Source organism: Dermacoccus sp. GAS27A, from assembly GCF_044909235.1.
Lineage (GTDB): Bacteria > Actinomycetota > Actinomycetes > Actinomycetales > Dermatophilaceae > Dermacoccus > Dermacoccus nishinomiyaensis.
On sequence record NZ_JBIYDW010000001.1, the window covers coordinates 313,525 to 330,026 of the forward strand.

Genomic DNA, 16,502 nt, shown 5'->3' on the forward strand with positions numbered 1-16,502 from the left:
CGTCATGCGGCCTCACCGCGCGTCCCGTCACGTCAGCACGTCAACGACGCGGGGGAGGCTGCGTCAGCGGGCGGCCTCCGTCGCGACGGCGTCGACGGAGCCGACCCACCACTGGTAGTGATCGAGCACGTCGTGCGCGATCTGTTCCTTCGTGTACGTGTCGATCTCGTACGTGCCGCCGCCGGGCACGACGACCTCGAGCTGGCACGAGGTGTCGTCGGCCTCCACCATGCGCGATCCGTACGAGGCGACCTTCACCCGTCGGATGTGCGTGAAGTAGTGGAAGTCGTCGAAACCGGGCCCCTGCGCGTGGACGGTGAGCGTCACCGTCCGCGCGACGTGACGGCTCGGATCCGCGTTCGTCTCGACGACGGCGTCGACGCCGCTGTTGCGCAGTTCGGCCGCGACCTCCTCGAGGGCCGGTTCGACGACACTCGTCATGCGCGTCTCGAGCGTGCGCAGCGAGACGGTGCCGAACTGGCGTGCCAGCCGGTTGCGCCACGAACCCTGCGTCGGCGCGGGTGGCGCCGACACGATCGACGAGCGCAGCGAAGCGCGCAGCGCGTCGCTCTGACGCCGCTCGCCCTCGAGCGCGCGATGCAACCCGATCATGACGAGCACCATGACGACCGCGAACGGCAACCCCATGACGACGGTCGCCGACTGCAGCGCCTTGATGCCGCCGACGACGAGCATCGCCACCGTCAGCAGACCGGTCGCGGCGGCCCACAGGATGCGAACCCACGGCTTCGCGTCCGTCTCCGGGTCGGGCAGCGTCGACGAGAGGTTCGCCATGACGAGCGCGCCGGAGTCGGCCGAGGTCACGTAGAACAGCAGGCCGACGAACGTCGCGAGCCCGATGATGAACGTCGCGGCCGGGTACTGCTGGAGCAGGTCGAAGAACCCCGTCTCCGGCGCGTTGACGGCCGATTCGCCGAACGCCGCGTCCCCGCCCCGGATGCGCTCGATCGCGCTGTTGCCGAACATCGTCACCCACATGACGATGTAGAGGAACGGGATCGTCAGCGTGCCGGTGACGAACTGCCCGATCGTGCGCCCCTTCGAGATGCGCGCGAGGAACATGCCGACGAAGCTCGCCCAGGCGATCCACCAGGCCCAGAAGAACAGCGTCCAGCCGTTCATCCAGTCGGCGGGGTAGTCGTAGGCCATCGTGTCCATCGTCATGCCGGGGAACATCGAGACGAAGTCGCCGACGTTCATGACGGCGGCGCGCAGCAGGAACGACGTGTCGCCGAACACGAGCACCCAACCCGCGAGCAGCAGCGCCAGGATGACGTTGAGCTGGCTGAGGATGCGGATGCCCTTGTCGACGCCGGACGTCGCCGAGATCGTCGCCATGACGACAGCGAGGACGACGAGGCCGATCTGCACCGGCAGGCCCTGCGGCGCGCCGAACAGCACGTCGAGGCCGACGTTGAGCATGACGACACCGATACCCAGGCTCGTCGCGACACCGAAGATCGTGCCGAGGACGGTGGCGATGTCGACTGCGTTGCCGATGCCACCCTTGATGCGCTTGCCGAAAAGCGGATACAGCGCTGAACGGACCGCGAGCGGCAGCCCCTTGCGGTGGGCGAAGTAGCCGAGGGCGAGGCCCATCAGCGTGTACATGCCCCACCCGGTGATGCCGTAGTGGAACAGCGTCCACACCGTCGCCTCACGCGCTGATTCGACGGTGCCGCCCTTGCCGGTCGGCGGGTTGAGGTACTGCGTCGCCGGTTCGGCCACCGCGAAGAACATGAGGTCGGTGCCGATGCCGGCGGCGAACAGCATGCACGCCCACGAGAACGTCGAGTACTCGGGCCGGTCCGAGTCGGCGCCCATGCGCACCTTCGAGTGACGCAGCGCGATGTACGCGACGAAGACGAGCGTCGCCGTCGCGAGCAGGATGTAGAACCAGCCGAACCAGTCGCCCATCCACGCCGTCAGATCACCGAGCTGCTTCTCGGCGGTCTTGGGCGCGACGAGGCACCATCCGGCGACGAGGACGATGAAGACGGCCGTGCCGCCGAGGACGACAGGCTTGACCTTGGGGTCGACGACCTGTTCGTCCTCGGCGGTGACGGTGGCGGGGCTGCTCACGGCTGCTCCGCCATCACCTTCGCGGCGCTCGGGATCTCGTCCTTGGCGTCCCAGGCGTCGTTGCGGGGGTCACCCTGGGGCCACAGCGGCATCCCGGCCTTCGCGCGGTAGACCGGCGGGTCCTGCGGCTCGAGCATCGTGTTGCCGGCGATGAGGTCGGCGGCGCGCTCGGCGACCATCATGACGGGCGCGTAGATGTTGCCGTTCGTGATGCTCGGGAAGACCGAGGCGTCGGCGACGCGCAGGCCCTCGGTGCCGTGCACCTTCATCGAGTTCGGGTCGACGCACGACATCTCGTCGGTGCCCATCTTGACCGAGCAGCTCGGGTGCAGGGCCGTCTCCGCGTCCTTCGCGATCCAGTCGATGATCTCCTGGTCGGTGGCGCAGTCGGGCCCGGGGCTGATCTCGCCGCCGTCGAACGAGGCGAACGCGGGCTGCGACAGGATGTGACGCGCGGTGCGCACGACCTCGACCCACTCGCGACGGTCGTTCTCCGTCGACAGGTAGTTGAACAGGATGCTCGGGTGCTGCTTCGGGTCGGCGTTCTTGATGCGCACGTGACCGCGCACGTCAGAGTTCATCGGGCCGATGTGCACCTGGTAGCCGTGCTCGTGGTCACCGCCGGTGCCGTCGTAGCGGACGGCGACGGGCAGGAAGTGGAACATCAGGTTGGGGTACTGGACGTCCTCGTTCGTGCGGAGGAAGCCGCCGGCCTCGAAGTGGTTGGAGGCGCCGACACCGGAGTTGAGGAACAGCCACTGCGCACCGATGTACGGGGCCTTCCACTTCTTCAGCCACGGCTGGATGGAGACGGGCTGCTTCGACTCGTGCTGCAGGTACACCTCGAGGTGGTCCTGGAGGTTCTCACCGACTCCGGGCAGTTCGACGCGCGGCGTGACGCCGGCCTCGCGCAGGTACTCGGGGTTGCCGACGCCCGAAAGCTACAGCAGCTGCGGGGTGTTGAACGCTCCACCGCACAGGATGACCTCGCCGGCGTCGACGCTGTGGTGACGACGGCCGCCGCGCACGAAGTCGACACCCGTGACGCGGTTGCCGTCCCAGCGCAGCTTCGTGACGAACGACAGCGTCGCGATGTCGAGGTTCTTGCGGTTCTTGATCGGCCACAGGTACGAGCGCGACGCGCTCATGCGCGAGCCGTTGAACGTGTTGTGGTCGAAGGGCGCGAAGCCCTCCTGGCGGTAGCCGTTGACGTCGTCGGTCAGCGCGTAGCCGGCCTGCTGCGTCGCCTCGAAGAAGGCCTGGAACAGCGGCGACGACGCGGGGCCGCGCTCGAGCACGAGGGGGCCGGAGCCGCCGCGCCAGGCGTCAGCGCCGGCGAGCGTCGTCTCCATGCGCTTGAAGTACGGCAGGCAGTGCTTGTAGTCCCAGTCCTGCATGCCCTCGAAGGACGCCCACTTCTCGTAGTCGCCGGGGTTGCCGCGCTGGAAGATCATGCCGTTGATCGAGCTCGAGCCACCGAGCACCTTGCCGCGCGTGTGCGCGACGCGGCGGCCGCCCATGTAGGGCTCCGGGTCGGTCTCGTACTTGTAGTCGTACAGCGGGTTGCCCGAGGGGAACATGAGCGCGGCGGGCATGTGGATGAGCGGGTCGAACTTGAAGTCGGCGCGCCCGGCCTCGAGGACGAGGACGCTCGTGCCGGCGTCCGCCGAGAGGCGGTTGGCGAGGGCGGAACCGGCGGATCCACCGCCGACGATGACGTAGTCGTAACGCTTCTTCATGGTGTCTCTCCTGATCGTTCGATCGGTCTCGGTGTCGTGGGTGCGCTCAGGCCTGCTCGCGACCGGAGAACCAGTCGGCGGGCGCGGGGCGCGTGTTGTGCCAGATGTGCTTGGTCTCGACGTACTCGCCGAGGCCGGCCTCACCGAGTTCGCGGCCGATGCCGCTCTGCTTCATGCCGCCCCACTCGGCCTGCGGGACGTAGGGGTGGTAGTCGTTGATCCAGATCGTGCCGTGACGCAGACGCTTCGCGACGCGCTCCGCGCGGCCGGCGTTCTCCGTCCACACCGCGCCGGCGAGGCCGTAGATCGTGTCGTTCGCGATGGCGACGGCGGCGTCCTCAGCCTCCTCGCGCGTGGCGCCGGAGAACGTCTCGACCGTGAGGACGGGGCCGAACGACTCGTCGTGGACGCACGCCATCGAGGCGTCGCACGCGTCGAGGATCGTCGGGAGGTAGTAGGAGCCCTTCGCGAGCTCACCCTCGCCGCGCTTGCCTCCGGTGCGCAGCACGGCGCCGTCGGCGACGGCCCGCTGCACGTAGGCGTCGACCTTCTCGAGGTGGGCCTCGCTGATGAGCGGGCCCGTCTCGGCGTCGTCGTCGAACGGGCCGCCGAGGCGGATCAGCTCGCAGCGACGCACGAGTTCGTCGACGACCTCGTCGTGGATCGACTCCTCGACGATCAGACGCGCACCGGCGGAGCACACCTGGCCCGAGTCGAGCATGATCGCGGTCAGGGCGTTGTCGATGGCGGCGGGCAGGTCGGCGTCGGCGAAGACGACGTTGGGGTTCTTGCCGCCGAGTTCGAGAGCGACCCGCTTGACCGTCGGGGCGGCCGCGGCCATGATCGCGCGGCCGGTGACGACGCCACCGGTGAAGGAGACGAGGTCGACCTCCACGTTCTCCGTCATCTCGACGCCGACGCTCGAGCCCGGGCCGAGGACGAGGTTCGCGACGCCCGCGGGCAGGCCGGCCTCGGCGAGGGCGTCCATGAGCCACATCGCGCTCTGCGGCGTCAGTTCGGCGGGCTTGAGGACGAACGTGTTGCCCGCCGCGAGCGCCGGTGCGACCTTCCACGCCGTCTGCAGCAGCGGGTAGTTCCACGGCGTGATGAGCGAGCACACACCCACGGGCTCGGTGACGACGCGGCTCGACACGTCCGGCATGCCCGTCTCGACGACGCGGCCGGCGTGCTGCGTCGTCAGCGCCGAGAAGTGGCGGAAGACACCGATGATGTCGTCCATGTCGATGAGCGACTCCGCGTAGCGCTTGCCCGTGTCCTGCGACTCCATGCGCGCGACCTTCTCCTTGTCCCGCTCCAGCAGGTCGGCGAGTTTCGCGAGCAGGGCGGCGCGCTCGGGGGCGGGCGTGTTCGGCCACTCACCCGAGTCGAACGCGCGACGTGCGGCGGCGATGGCCTTCGCCGCGTCCTCGGCCCCGGCCTCGTCGACGACGATGACCTCGCTGCCGTCGGCCGGGCAGGTGATGGTGCGCTTCTCGCCGGACGCTGCGGCGACCCATTCGCCGTCGATGTACAGGGTGTTCATTCGGCCTCCTCGTGCTCGGTGCGTGACGCAGGCGACGAGCCGGCCGCCCTGGGTGCGGGTGTCTCGTGACGTGCGCGACGCGGGTCTGGCCTGCCCGTGCGACGGGACGGGCGGGTGGCCAGAGGGAATATAACGTGCGTTATCGACACCAGGATAACGCACGTTATATTCTGGTGATGTGAACACCCGAACACCCGTGCGCGAACGGCTGCTGGACGCGGCCGATTCGCTCCTCTTCATCGAAGGTGCCTTCGCGACGCCCGTCGACACGATCCTCAAGCGCGCGGGCGCATCGCCGCCCAGCCTCTACGCCCACTTCGGCAACAAGGAGGGGCTGATCGCCGCGGCGCTGCGACGTCGCCTGAACATCTGGACCCAGGTGTGGGACGACGCGATCGCCGCCGCCGCCGATGATGAGGAACGCCTGCTCGCGCTGTGGCCGGCGCTCGCGACCTACCAGGCGGAGCGCCTGCCCGAGCGGTGGTGCGCGTTCAGCGGGACGAGCGCCGCCATCGTCAACCCTGGCCCAGATCTGCGCGCCGTGCTCGAGGAGGAAACGGCGCTACTGCGCGACAGGCTGCTGGCGTACAGCGAACCCGTTGCAGGGGCGGCGGCGGCGCACCTGGCGTCAGCGCTCATGACGATCTACGCCGGGACGCTCGCGCTCATGCTTCGCGAACCGTACGAGGACGCCCTCGAGGAGGGGCGACGTGCCGCCGAGATGCTGGTGCGCTCGTATCGCGTCGCGCGGGAGCGGGCGGTCTGAGATTGGAGCGCCGCTCGTGCTCGCGCGTGGGCCGGCGGACAGGGCGCGGTGACGCAGACTGCACGAGAAATGCGCATCTGCACGAGGAATGTGCGGCACATTCCTCGTGCAGATGCGTAATTCTCGAGCAGATCCTCCGCGGCAGGGTGGGGCTACGTCAGGATCGGGTGTGGCGACCGTCAGTTCGTGGCGGGCCGCAACGTCATGCTGATCGAGTTGATGCAGTAGCGCTCGTCGGTCGGCGTCAAAAAACCTTCACCGCGGAAGACGTGGCCGAGGTGGCTGTCGCACTTCGCGCAGCGCACCTCGGTGCGTACCATGCCGTGGCTGCGATCCTCGATCAGACGGACGTTGTCAGCATCGGCGGGCGCGAAGAACGCGGGCCAGCCGCATCCGCTGTGGAACTTCTCGCGGCTCGTGAACAGTTCGGCGCCGCAGGCGCGGCACGCGTAGACGCCCTCTGTCTCGGTGTCGGTGTACTCGCCACGGAAGGCCGGCTCGGTGCCGCCCTCGCGCAGGACGGCGTACTCGGCGGGGGAGAGCGTGGCTCGCCAGTCCTGCTCGGACGTCGGGGTGGTCGGGTCGCTCATCGAAGAACCTCCTGGACGAGGGCGTCGGCGCCGCCGAGTGGCGGGCCGTGGGGTGTCGAGTCATGGTTGGTGGAGCGGTGAGCCCTTTCGCACGGCTGGCAGCGTCCCCCGAGCAGGGGGCGGCCTGACATACGGTTCGGGCCCACGTCAGCGTCAACCATGTTGGGCGCCGGTTCGTTCCCGCAGGACGCAGTCGCCGCAGACCACGTCGCGTGAGTTGCCCGGCAGTCGATAGAGCTGACAGCAGCTGTGACGGCGAAAGCTCACCGTCCCGATGCGGCCGTCGGTCAGCGGTCGGCCCCGGGCTGCGGTCAGTGCCGTGAGGCAGGCGTCGGCGATCTGTCTCACCGCCGTCGACTGGCCGGGATCGACCCTGACAACGGTGCGCGCCGCGCCATGGAGCGCCGACGCCACGTTGCCCCAGGCAATCGAAGCTGACGGCGTCAGCGCGGTCGACGTCAGGGGAATCGCCAGTCGATCGACGAGGGCGCGGGCGAAGTGATCGACCCTCGTGTTGACGGTGGCGCTCGCGTCGCTGGCGGCGTGCGCGACGGGGGTGGCGGCCACCGGCCGGGCACTCCATTCGGGGGAGAGCGCCAGCGGAAACGTGGTCGTGCCGTCGTCCTGCCAGAACAGTTGGTCGAGCGTGGGGACGCAGGCACCTCTCGAGCCCCCGGAGGATGTATTCCGCAGCGCTGACGCGATCCACGGCGACAGCACCCGCGCGCACACCCCGAGGTGCAACACGGCGCGGAGCGCACGGACGTCGACATCATCGGAGTGAGGAGAACCGGCAGCGGCCGTCCGCTCGCGAGCTCGGTCGATCCACGCGCCCAGGGCGCCACGGGACGCGAGGTCGGCGCCGAGGAGCCGCCAATCCGCCCCCGGCGTCATGGCATCCACGCGGAAGAACGGGCCCAGGTCGGGCTCGCTCACGCGGGAGGCGGAGGGGGACGGCATGCCTCAACCCTGCCAAGGCGAGTGGGGCGAGGCAACGCGGGGCGGGCATCCGTCGCCTACGCTTCGAGCATGGCGTCCACCGCAGTGACCCTCGAGATTCCCGGCCCCGACGGCGAGGAGCGCACCGTCAGGGTGTCGAGTCCCGACCGCGTCGTCTATCCCGACGACGGGGTGACGAAGCTCGACCTCGTCGAGTATGTGCTCGCCGTGGCCGAGCCGTTTCTGCGCTGGAGCGGCGATCGGCCTGTCGCGTTGGAGCGTTACCCGAAGGGGCTGGCGGACAAGCCGTTCTTCAGCAAGAACCCGCCCAAGGGTGCGCCGAGTTACGCGCGCAGTGTGATGTGCACGTACCCGAGCGCCCGGGCGCACGAGCAGCTCGTCCTCGACGAGCCTGCGATGCTCGCCTGGTGCGTGCAGATGAACACGGTGACGTTTCATCCGTGGCCCGTGCGCGCCGAGAACAACGACAATCCTGACGAGCTGCGCATCGACCTCGACCCGCAGCCGGGGCGCGATTTCGCTGATGCGGTCGAGGCGGCGTTCGCGCTCAAGGAGCTCATGGAGTCGCTGGGGTTCACGCCGTTCGTCAAGACGTCCGGCAACCGTGGCGTCCATGTGTATGCACGCATCGCGCCGACGCGGGAGTTCCTCGACGTGCGTCACGGTGTCATCGGCATTGCGCGCGAGTTGGAGCGTCGGCTGCCCGATCTGGTGACGACGGAGTGGTGGAAGGAGCTGCGCGGCGAGAAGGTGTTCGTCGACTTCAACCAGGCGAACCGCGACCGGACGATCGCCGCGGCGTATTCGCCGCGGCCGCTGCCGGGTGCGCCGGTCTCGATGCCGGTGGCGTGGACGCAGCTGCGTGACGTCACGCCGCCCGACTTCACGGTGCGCACCGTGCCCGGCATCGTCGCTGCGGACGGTGACGAATGGGCGCCGGCGCCGGGGGAGTCGATGAACGACCATGTCGGTGACGTCGACGCGGCCATCGCGCTGTGGGACGCCGACGTCGAACGCGGCCTGCCCGAGCTGCCGTTTCCGCCCGATTACCCGAAAATGCCCGGTGAGCCGCCGCGCGTGCAGCCGAGCCGCGCCAAGAAAGACGCGCCGTGACGCCGTGGCTCGAGACCGAGCGGCTCGTGCTGCGCGAACCGTCGGACGCCGACGTCGAAGCGTGCTGCGCGAACCGCCGGACGCCGACGTCGACGCGTGCTGGCGCATCCACGGGGATCCGCGGACGTATGCCCATCTGCCGTCGGGGCACATGAAGGAGGCCTCCGAGGCCGTCGACCTCATCGCGTCGTGGCGCGCGCCCTGGCGTCAGCACAGGTTTGGGTACGCAGCGGTCGTCGACGACACGGGCGAGGTCGTCGGTTTCTGAGGCGTAGAGCTGCGTGACCTCGGTGGCGAGCCCGTGCTCAACCTCTACTACCGCTTCGACGCCGACCACTGGGGCCCGGGTTACGCGACCCAGGCCACCAGCGCCGTCGTCGAATGGGCGCTGCGCCAGGGGCCTGACGCGCCGCGCGTCGCCGTCATGGCGACGAACAACCCGGCGTCAGCGCGGGTGGCGGAGCGCGTGGGGCTGTAGCTCAGCGACCGCCAGCACGATCGCGACCCCGTCGAACACGTCATCTGGGAGGCGCCGCGAGCGACGTAGTCGTGCGACGCGTGCGTTGCCACGTCGAGCCCAGCGGCGAGGTTGCTCGCGGTCGCGCGACGCGATGGGCGACAGCCGTAGGGGTGCGTGGAGTATTCGATGGGGTGCGGCTCTGTGACCCAGTCAACTCTAATTGACACGCCCTGCTGCGCGACCTAGCCTCAAGGCATGCCCAAGATCAGTAAGCCCCTGCCCCAGGAACTGCGCGGAATCTCCGAGAAGTCCGTCGAAGAGGCGGCCGCGCGCATCATGGAGGGCTTCCGGGTGCAGACGCACCTGTTCACCAAGGACGAGCTCGAGGGGCTCGCCATGCTCAACAACCTCATGTCCGACACGATCAAGTGGGTCGTCGCCGAGCGTCGCGCCAAGGGCGACTCGTGGGCCCAGATCGGCGAGAGCCTCGGCATCAGCAAGCAGGCGGCGCAGCAGCGCTTCGGCAAGAAGGCCGACAAGCCCGTCGTCGACGAGAACATCGCGCTGGCGGGCTGACGCGCTCGCCTGTGCACATCTGCGATCTTCGTCCATATTCACGCCGGCGTCCGTTGGGGCCTGCTGGCTTGCGAATGTGGACGAAGATCGCAGATGTGGACGCAAATCGCGAAAGGAAACGGGATTCGCGAAGGGGACAGGAATCGCAGAACGGTCGTCGTCGGGGGAGTAGGGACGACGGGGGAACGATGACGACGGGGATGCCGGGGCGCTGGGCGTGACGACGAACGGGCGTGACGGCGAACCAGGCGCGGCGTGGTCAGCCGCGTCGCAGCACCTCTCCGAGGTCGTAGTCGGGGGCGCGTTCGACCTGCTCGAGAGTGCAGGAAGTCGGCTCGCGGTCGGGGCGCCAGCGCAGGAACGTCACGGCATGACGGAAGCGGTTGCCCTCCAACTGATCGAACGCGACCTCGACGACGCGTTCGGGGCGAAGGGGCACGAACGAGACGTCCTTCGAGCTGCTGAAGCGTGAGCGATCCGTCTCACCGTGCGCGGCGTTGCCGTCGGCGTCGCGCACGACGAGCGGGGCGAGTTCGTCGACGAGTTCGCGCCGTCGCGCCGCCGTGAACGCGCTGATGCCCCCGACGTTGTGCAACTCGCCGTCCGCGTCGGCGAGCGCGAGCAGCAGCGATCCGACGCCATCGCCGCTCTTGTGCACGCGATAACCGACGACGACGGCTTCGGCCGTGCGCTTGTGCTTGATCTTGAGCATCGTGCGCTTGCCCGGCTCGTAGACGTCGGAGCGACGCTTCGCGACGACGCCGTCGAGCCCCGCGCCCTCGAACTGCTCGAACCAGCGACGTGCCTCGTCGGCGTCGCGCGTCGTGCGCGTCAGGTAGACCGAATCGCTCGTCGGCCACTGCGCGAACAGCGCCTCCAGACGCGCGCGACGTTTCTCGAACGGCTCGCCCATGACGTCGTCGTCGCCCTCGGCGAGCAGATCGAACGCGACGAACTGCGCCGGCGTCTCGGCGGCCAACTTCTCGATGCGCGACGCGGCGGGGTGGATACGTGCGCTGAGCGCGTCCCAACTGAGCCGCTCATGCCCGGGCGAGCCCTGACGCAGCACGATCTCACCGTCGAGGACGACACGCTCGGGCAGCGCCAACTTCAGCGCCTCGACGAGTTCCGGGAAGTAGCGCGTCAGCAACTTCGAGCCGCGTGAGTGCAACTCGACGTCGTCGCCGTCCCGCGCGACGATGCAGCGGAAACCGTCCCACTTCGGTTCGTAGGTGAACTCGTCACCCTCCGGCACGCTCGTGACGGCCTTCGCGAGCATCGGTTGGACGGGCAGTGTGATGGGCAAGCTCATGCCACCCATTGTCGCCCCATCCGTGTCGCCGCGGCCCGTGCTTCGGCGCTGCGCCGATCCGAGATGAGGCGTCGCTCATGACCAGCACGACCGGAACGCGCGCAGCGGCACACCCCCGGCCACGGGCGAGCGAGCGAGCGGTCGCCGAAGCCGGAAGCGTCCCGACAGCGGGGTGGTCGGCGCGACGAACACCGTCGATCACCGATGAACGAACGGGGCGCTCGAGGCAGCTGAAGGCGCCCGACGGCGTGAGGCCGCCGCGATGAAACAATGGGGGAGTGAAGCGTTTCAGTAGCCGCCAGTCCGTCGTGCTCGGTCTCGGAACGGGCGCGGCGCTCGCCGCGATGACGAGCGCGGCGTCCGTCACCATCGCGGCGGTCTTCGCGCGCAAGCTCGTCACACCTGAGAAGGAAAAACCGAACGACGCGAACGTCGTGACCGTCCGTCACGGCCTCGACGGGGTGGCCACGAGCGCAGTCTTCGCGCCGAGCGTCGAATCCCTCGCGCCCGGCCGCTACGGGCTGTACTGGGACGACGAACGCGGCCACGCTCGCATCGGCGAGATCCTCGGTCACACCGACGCGGGCTGCGTCATCCGGGCCGTCGACGCCGTCACGCGTGGCGAGCTCCTCCCGGGCCCCGCCCGCTGGAGCGGCTGGTACGTCGACGGTTCGCCCCAGGACGCGTACGGCATCCGAACCGAAGAACTCGCGCTTCCCACCGTCAACGGCCGCGCGCCGGCGTGGGTGACGCGCGCCGGCGACGGCACCCGCTGGGCGGTTCTCGTCCACGGCCGCGGCGCCCGTCGCGGGGAGACGTTGCGCGCCGTCCCGGTGCTCACCGACCTCGGCATCTCGTGCATCATCCCGAGCTACCGCAACGACTCCGACGGGCCCGCCAGCAGCGACGGCAAGTACGCCCTCGGACTCACCGAGTGGGAAGACGTCGATCTCGCCCTCGAGTTCGCGCTGCGGGAGGGCGCGCGCAGCATCGACCTGCTCGGCTGGTCGATGGGCGGCGCGATCGTCATGCAGGTACTCGCGCGCAGCGGCCACGCGGGGGCGGTGCGTCGCGTCGTCCTCGACGGGCCGGTGCTCGACTGGGCCGACGTCATGGCTCACCATGCGCGCGCCAATCGGCTGCACCCGCGCCTCGCCGACCTCGCGGCACGTCTGTTGGGCGGCAACCGATCGAGCCGGCGGATGACGGGGCTCGCGCAGGCGATCGACGTCACGCTGACGAACTGGGTCGCGCGCGCCGACGAGCTGACGAAGCCGATGCTCGTCATCCACTCCGTCGACGACGAGTTCGTGCCCTACGGACCGAGCGCGGAGCTCGCACGACTGCGCCCTGACATCGTCACCTGGCGGCCCTGGGAGCAGGCCCGACATGTGCGCGAGTGGAACACCGACCCGGCCCGTTGGGAGCGATACGTCCGCGAGTTTCTCGCTCGCTGAGGGCCGTTCGTACGCCTGATCGCTGCGGAACGTGCGGGTGGTGGTCGCTCTGTCGCCGACGAGCGTTGAATCGGCGTCCTTCGAAAGCGTTGCGCCCCAACGGATCACCGTGATCTCGCCGAATCGCTTGTCCGTGCGGAAGCGAAGTGCATGACAACGCCGGTCGCGTCTGCCACGATGACTGGTATGTCCAAGAAGGCCAAGAGCGAGTCGCCCGAGGCGCCCGAGAAGGCAGCGAAGAGCGCCTCCGCGTCGTCGAAGGCCGCCACCAAGAGCGACACGACCAAGTCGGCGAAGGAGGCGGGTACGTCGTCGAAGACGTCCGCCAAGACTACGGCCGTCGGGGGAGCGTCCACGAAGACCACGACGTCTGACGCGCAGCCGAAGAAGAAGTCCGCTGACAAGGCGTCGAAGAAGTCGTCCTCGAGCAAGAAGTCGGCTGACACGACGGCGAAGTCCGACGCGACGAAGAAGTCCGAGGCGACGAAGAAGTCCGAGGCGAGCGCGGCCAAGACGGCGGCCACGTCGAAGACCGCCGAGACGGAGGCACCGACGGCGAAGGGCGAGAAGAAGGCGGAGAAGTCGGCGTCCGACGCCACGTCCGAGGCGAAGAACGTCGACACGTCGACGAGCACGGCTCGCCTTGCGCCCGCCAAGGTGGCTCGTCTCAAGCAGGCCGAGGAGGTCATCGCCAACGTCGGCCGTGACAAGGCGACGCGCAAGGAGACGAAGAAGTTCAAGGCCGTCAAGAGCGACTTCGCCTCGGCGCTGCGCGTCGGTGAGGGGTTCGTCCTCGCCGACCTGGACGCGTCGTCGACGCCCGCGTTCGACGGCGGGCCCAAGAAGGCCGAGAAGGTCATGCGCAAGACGGGCGACGAGCTCGCTGACCTGCAGGAGCGGCTCTACGCGAGCGAGCGTCACCCCGGCGGGCGCAGCGTCCTGCTGCTCGTGCAGGGCATGGACACCTCCGGCAAGGGCGGCATCATGCGTCACGTCGTCGGCACGATGGACCCACAGGGCGTCGAGCTGACGGCCTTCAAGACGCCGACGAAGGAAGAGCAAGCGCATCCGTTCCTGTGGCGCATCCGCAATGCGCTGCCCAAGCCCGGTTATGTCGGGGTGTTCGACCGTAGCCAGTACGAGGACGTCCTCGTCGTGCGTGTCCACGACCTCGTCTCGCGACCGGTGTGGATGCGTCGCTACGGCCAGATCAACGCGTTCGAGGAGTCGGTCGTCGCGAATGGCACGACGATCATCAAGGTGATGCTCCACATCTCCGCCGACGAGCAGAAGGCGCGCCTTGCCGAGCGTCTCGAGGACCCGGAGAAGTTCTACAAGTTCAACCCGGGCGACCTCGTCGAACGCTCCTACTGGAGTGAGTACCAGGAGGCCTACCAGGCGCTGCTGGAGAAGACGTCGACGGACGTCGCGCCGTGGTTCGTCGTCCCGGCCGACAACAAGTGGTATGCGCGTCTTGCCGTGCAGCAGCTCGTCCTCGAGCACCTGCGCGCCCTCGCCCTCGAGTGGCCGGAGGCGACGTTCGACGTCCCCGAGCAGCGCGCTCGCCTCGAGAAGCTCTGACGTCCACGCCGCGGGCCGGGTCCGTACGAGCACGGCCGGCGGCGCGCCAGGCACGAGAAGACGAACATGACGAGGGGCTGACCGGTTCGATCGAACCGGTCAGCCCCTCGTCATGCGTTCGTCAGCTCTCTGTGCGCGGCGCCTGCAGCACCGCGAGGGTGCGCGGGGGCAGCTTGACGGTGTCGCCGCCGCTCAGTTCGACGCCTTCCTCGGCGTCCTCGGGCAGGCTGGAGATGGCGAAGCTCCACTCCGAACCCTTCTTGACGACCTCGGGGATGACGAAGTGCGTCTCTTCGTGGCCGGGGTTGAACAGCAGCAGGAAGTGGTCGTCGACGACCGACTGGCCCTTCGCATCCTGCGCGTGGATCGCGTCACCGTTGAGGTAGACCATGATCGTGCCGGCTCCGGAGGCCCAGTCGCCGTCCTGCATCTCCTCACCGTTCGCGCCGAACCAGACGATGTCGCCCCAGTCGCTGCGCCCACCGTGCTCGGCGTCGCCGGCGAAGAAGCGTCGACGCTGGAACGCCGGGTGCGTGCGACGCAACGCGATGAGCTGCTGCGTGAACTCCAGCAATGAACGGCGACGGTCGTCGAGATCCCAGTCGATCCAGGAGATCTCGTTGTCCTGGCAGTACGTGTTGTTGTTGCCGCCTTGCGTGCGTCCCAGCTCGTCACCGTGCAGCAGCATCGGCACGCCCTGGCTCAGCATGAGCGTCGCGAGGTGGTTGCGAATCTGACGATCCCGCAGCGCGAGCACGCTCGCGTCGTCGGTCTCGCCCTCGACGCCGCAGTTCCAGCTGCGGTTGTGCGATTCGCCGTCGTTGTTGCCCTCGCCGTTGGCGTCGTTGTGCTTCTCGTTGTAGCTGACGAGGTCGCGCATCGTGAAGCCGTCGTGCGCGGTGACGAAGTTGATCGACGCGATCGGTCGACGCCCCGAGTGCGCGTACAGGTCGCTCGAACCCGTGAGACGGGAGGCGAACTCGCCGAGCGAACCCGGCTCACCACGCCAGTAGTCGCGCACGGTGTCGCGGTACTTGCCGTTCCACTCCGTCCACAGCGGCGGGAAGTTGCCGACCTGGTAGCCGCCGTCACCGACGTCCCAGGGCTCGGCAATGAGCTTGACCTGGCTGATCACCGGATCCTGCTGGATGATGTCGAAGAAGGCGCTCAACCGGTCGACCTCGTGGAACTGACGCGCGAGCGTCGCAGCGAGGTCGAAGCGGAAACCGTCGACGTGCATCTCGTTGACCCAGTACCGCAGCGAATCCATGATGAGCTGCAGCACGTGCGGGCTGCGCATGAGCAACGAGTTGCCCGTGCCCGTCGTGTCGAAGTAGTGCGCCTTGTTGTCGTCGACGAGGCGGTAGTAGTTCTCGTTGTCGAGGCCGCGGAAGCTCAGCGTCGGGCCGTTCTCGTTGCCCTCGGCGGTGTGGTTGTAGACGACGTCGAGGATGACCTCGATGCCCGCCTCGTGCAGCGCCTTGACCATCGCCTTGAACTCGGTGACCTGCTGACCGCGTTCACCACTCGCCGAGTACGCGTTGTGCGGCGCGAGGAAGCCGATCGTGTTGTAACCCCAGTAGTTCGTCAGGCCCTTCTCGACGAGCGTCGTGTCCTGAACGAACTGGTGCACCGGCATGAGCTCGATCGCCGTCACGCCGAGGTCGACGAGGTGCTGCACGATCGCGGGGTGACCGATCGCGGCGTACGTGCCACGGATCTCCTCCGGCACGTCCGGGTGCGTCATCGTCAGACCCTTGACGTGCGCCTCGTAGATGACGCTCTGGTGGTACTCGTGCTGCGGCGGGTGGTCGTGACCCCAGTCGAAGTAGGGGTTGATGACGACGCTCAGCATCGTGTGAGCGAGCGAGTCCTCGTCGTTGCGCTTGTCCTGCTCGAGGAAGTAGTAGCTGAACAAAGACTCGTCGCCGTCGATCTGACCCTCGATCGCCTTCGCGTACGGGTCGAGCAACAGCTTGTTGACGTTGCAGCGCTGCCCGTTCTCGGGGTCGTACGGGCCCTCGACGCGGTAGCCGTACCGCTGACCGGGCTGCACGCTCGGCACGTAACCATGCCAGACGTGACCGTCGACCTCCGTCAGCTCGATGCGCGTCTCGACCATGTCGTCGTCGACCAAACAGAGGAAGACCTTCTCGGCCGCTTCCGAGAAGATTGCGAAGTTGACGCCGGTGCCGTCGAACGTGGCACCGAGGGGGTAGGGCTTGCCCGGCCAGATATCCATGGCGTCTACCTAACCATGAAGTAGGACGCGCTCGTCGCACGCCGGTTCGGGCGTGGACAC

General features: G+C 68.4%; 13 protein-coding genes and 1 pseudogene. 7 read left to right on the forward strand and 7 right to left on the reverse strand.

Annotation, left to right across the window (positions count from 1 at the left end):
• Positions 1 to 63 precede the first annotated feature (63 nt).
• The 3 genes and pseudogenes from betT to ABH936_RS01345 form a co-directional block, all read right to left on the reverse strand.
• The gene (betT, locus tag ABH936_RS01335; RefSeq protein WP_165584903.1) at positions 64 to 2,103 is read right to left on the reverse strand and encodes a choline BCCT transporter BetT; all 2,040 of its coding nucleotides are present in this window, start codon (positions 2,101 to 2,103) and stop codon (positions 64 to 66) included.
• A pseudogene (betA, locus tag ABH936_RS01340) lies at positions 2,100 to 3,842 on the reverse strand (choline dehydrogenase). The gene betT and the pseudogene betA overlap by 4 nt, the downstream one beginning before the upstream one ends.
• 46 nt (positions 3,843 to 3,888) lie before the next feature.
• The gene (locus ABH936_RS01345) at positions 3,889 to 5,385 is read right to left on the reverse strand and encodes an aldehyde dehydrogenase family protein (protein ID WP_038567916.1); all 1,497 of its coding nucleotides are present in this window, start codon (positions 5,383 to 5,385) and stop codon (positions 3,889 to 3,891) included.
• Positions 5,386 to 5,563: 178 nt separating this feature from the next.
• Here ABH936_RS01345 and ABH936_RS01350 point away from each other — a divergent pair, with 178 nt between their 5' ends.
• Positions 5,564 to 6,151 (forward strand): TetR/AcrR family transcriptional regulator, encoded by a 588-nt coding sequence (locus ABH936_RS01350; RefSeq protein ID WP_038567918.1) that lies wholly within the window; start codon positions 5,564 to 5,566, stop codon positions 6,149 to 6,151.
• Positions 6,152 to 6,330: 179 nt separating this feature from the next.
• Here ABH936_RS01350 and msrB read toward each other — a convergent pair whose 3' ends face one another.
• Both msrB and ABH936_RS01360 read right to left on the reverse strand, forming a co-directional pair.
• Positions 6,331 to 6,741, reverse strand: a complete 411-nt coding sequence (gene msrB, locus ABH936_RS01355) for a peptide-methionine (R)-S-oxide reductase MsrB (protein WP_404602227.1) — start codon at positions 6,739 to 6,741, stop codon at positions 6,331 to 6,333.
• 153 nt (positions 6,742 to 6,894) lie between these two features.
• Positions 6,895 to 7,677 (reverse strand): hypothetical protein, encoded by a 783-nt coding sequence (locus ABH936_RS01360; RefSeq protein ID WP_404602229.1) that lies wholly within the window; start codon positions 7,675 to 7,677, stop codon positions 6,895 to 6,897.
• 93 nt (positions 7,678 to 7,770) lie between these two features.
• Between ABH936_RS01360 and ligD the strand changes: the two genes are divergently transcribed.
• The 4 genes from ligD (at position 7,771) to ABH936_RS01380 (ending at position 9,850) form a co-directional block, all read left to right on the forward strand.
• Positions 7,771 to 8,814 (forward strand): non-homologous end-joining DNA ligase, encoded by a 1,044-nt coding sequence (ligD, locus tag ABH936_RS01365; protein WP_404602231.1) that lies wholly within the window; start codon positions 7,771 to 7,773, stop codon positions 8,812 to 8,814.
• 61 nt (positions 8,815 to 8,875) lie between these two features.
• A complete protein-coding gene (locus ABH936_RS01370; RefSeq protein WP_051805829.1) occupies positions 8,876 to 9,082 on the forward strand; it encodes a GNAT family N-acetyltransferase in 207 nt (68 codons plus the stop codon).
• 9 nt (positions 9,083 to 9,091) lie between these two features.
• The gene (locus ABH936_RS01375) at positions 9,092 to 9,292 is read left to right on the forward strand and encodes a GNAT family N-acetyltransferase (RefSeq protein ID WP_081873637.1); all 201 of its coding nucleotides are present in this window, start codon (positions 9,092 to 9,094) and stop codon (positions 9,290 to 9,292) included.
• A 237-nt stretch (positions 9,293 to 9,529) separates the two neighbouring features.
• Complete coding sequence (locus ABH936_RS01380; RefSeq protein ID WP_038567925.1) at positions 9,530 to 9,850, forward strand: hypothetical protein; 321 nt, start codon at positions 9,530 to 9,532, stop codon at positions 9,848 to 9,850.
• 259 nt (positions 9,851 to 10,109) lie between these two features.
• Here ABH936_RS01380 and ABH936_RS01385 read toward each other — a convergent pair whose 3' ends face one another.
• A complete protein-coding gene (locus tag ABH936_RS01385) occupies positions 10,110 to 11,162 on the reverse strand; it encodes an ATP-dependent DNA ligase (protein WP_404602234.1) in 1,053 nt (350 codons plus the stop codon).
• A 278-nt stretch (positions 11,163 to 11,440) separates the two neighbouring features.
• Here ABH936_RS01385 and ABH936_RS01390 point away from each other — a divergent pair, with 278 nt between their 5' ends.
• Together ABH936_RS01390 and ABH936_RS01395 are read left to right on the forward strand one after the other, a co-directional pair.
• Positions 11,441 to 12,619 carry an alpha/beta hydrolase gene (locus ABH936_RS01390; RefSeq protein ID WP_404602236.1) on the forward strand — a complete coding sequence of 393 codons (1,179 nt, stop codon included), beginning with the start codon at positions 11,441 to 11,443 and terminating at the stop codon, positions 12,617 to 12,619.
• 186 nt (positions 12,620 to 12,805) lie between these two features.
• On the forward strand, positions 12,806 to 14,200 hold the full coding sequence (locus tag ABH936_RS01395) for a PPK2 family polyphosphate kinase (RefSeq protein WP_404602238.1): 1,395 nt from the start codon (positions 12,806 to 12,808) through the stop codon (positions 14,198 to 14,200).
• Between the two features lie 121 nt (positions 14,201 to 14,321).
• Here the strand turns inward: ABH936_RS01395 and glgX are convergent, their stop codons facing one another.
• Positions 14,322 to 16,442, reverse strand: a complete 2,121-nt coding sequence (glgX, locus tag ABH936_RS01400) for a glycogen debranching protein GlgX (RefSeq protein WP_404602240.1) — start codon at positions 16,440 to 16,442, stop codon at positions 14,322 to 14,324.
• Positions 16,443 to 16,502: the final 60 nt, after the last annotated feature.

Bases quoted from the DNA above. Each gene is read 5' to 3' on its own strand.
- ABH936_RS01385 (WP_404602234.1), bottom strand. From the start codon at position 11,162: ATGAGCTTGCCCATCACACTGCCCGTCCAACCGATGCTCGCGAAGGCC.
- glgX (WP_404602240.1), bottom strand. From the start codon at position 16,442: ATGGATATCTGGCCGGGCAAGCCCTACCCCCTCGGTGCCACGTTCGAC.
- msrB (WP_404602227.1), bottom strand. From the start codon at position 6,741: ATGAGCGACCCGACCACCCCGACGTCCGAGCAGGACTGGCGAGCCACG.
- ABH936_RS01345 (WP_038567916.1), bottom strand. From the start codon at position 5,385: ATGAACACCCTGTACATCGACGGCGAATGGGTCGCCGCAGCGTCCGGC.
- ABH936_RS01395 (WP_404602238.1), top strand. From the start codon at position 12,806: ATGTCCAAGAAGGCCAAGAGCGAGTCGCCCGAGGCGCCCGAGAAGGCA.
- ABH936_RS01380 (WP_038567925.1), top strand. From the start codon at position 9,530: ATGCCCAAGATCAGTAAGCCCCTGCCCCAGGAACTGCGCGGAATCTCC.
- ligD (WP_404602231.1), top strand. From the start codon at position 7,771: ATGGCGTCCACCGCAGTGACCCTCGAGATTCCCGGCCCCGACGGCGAG.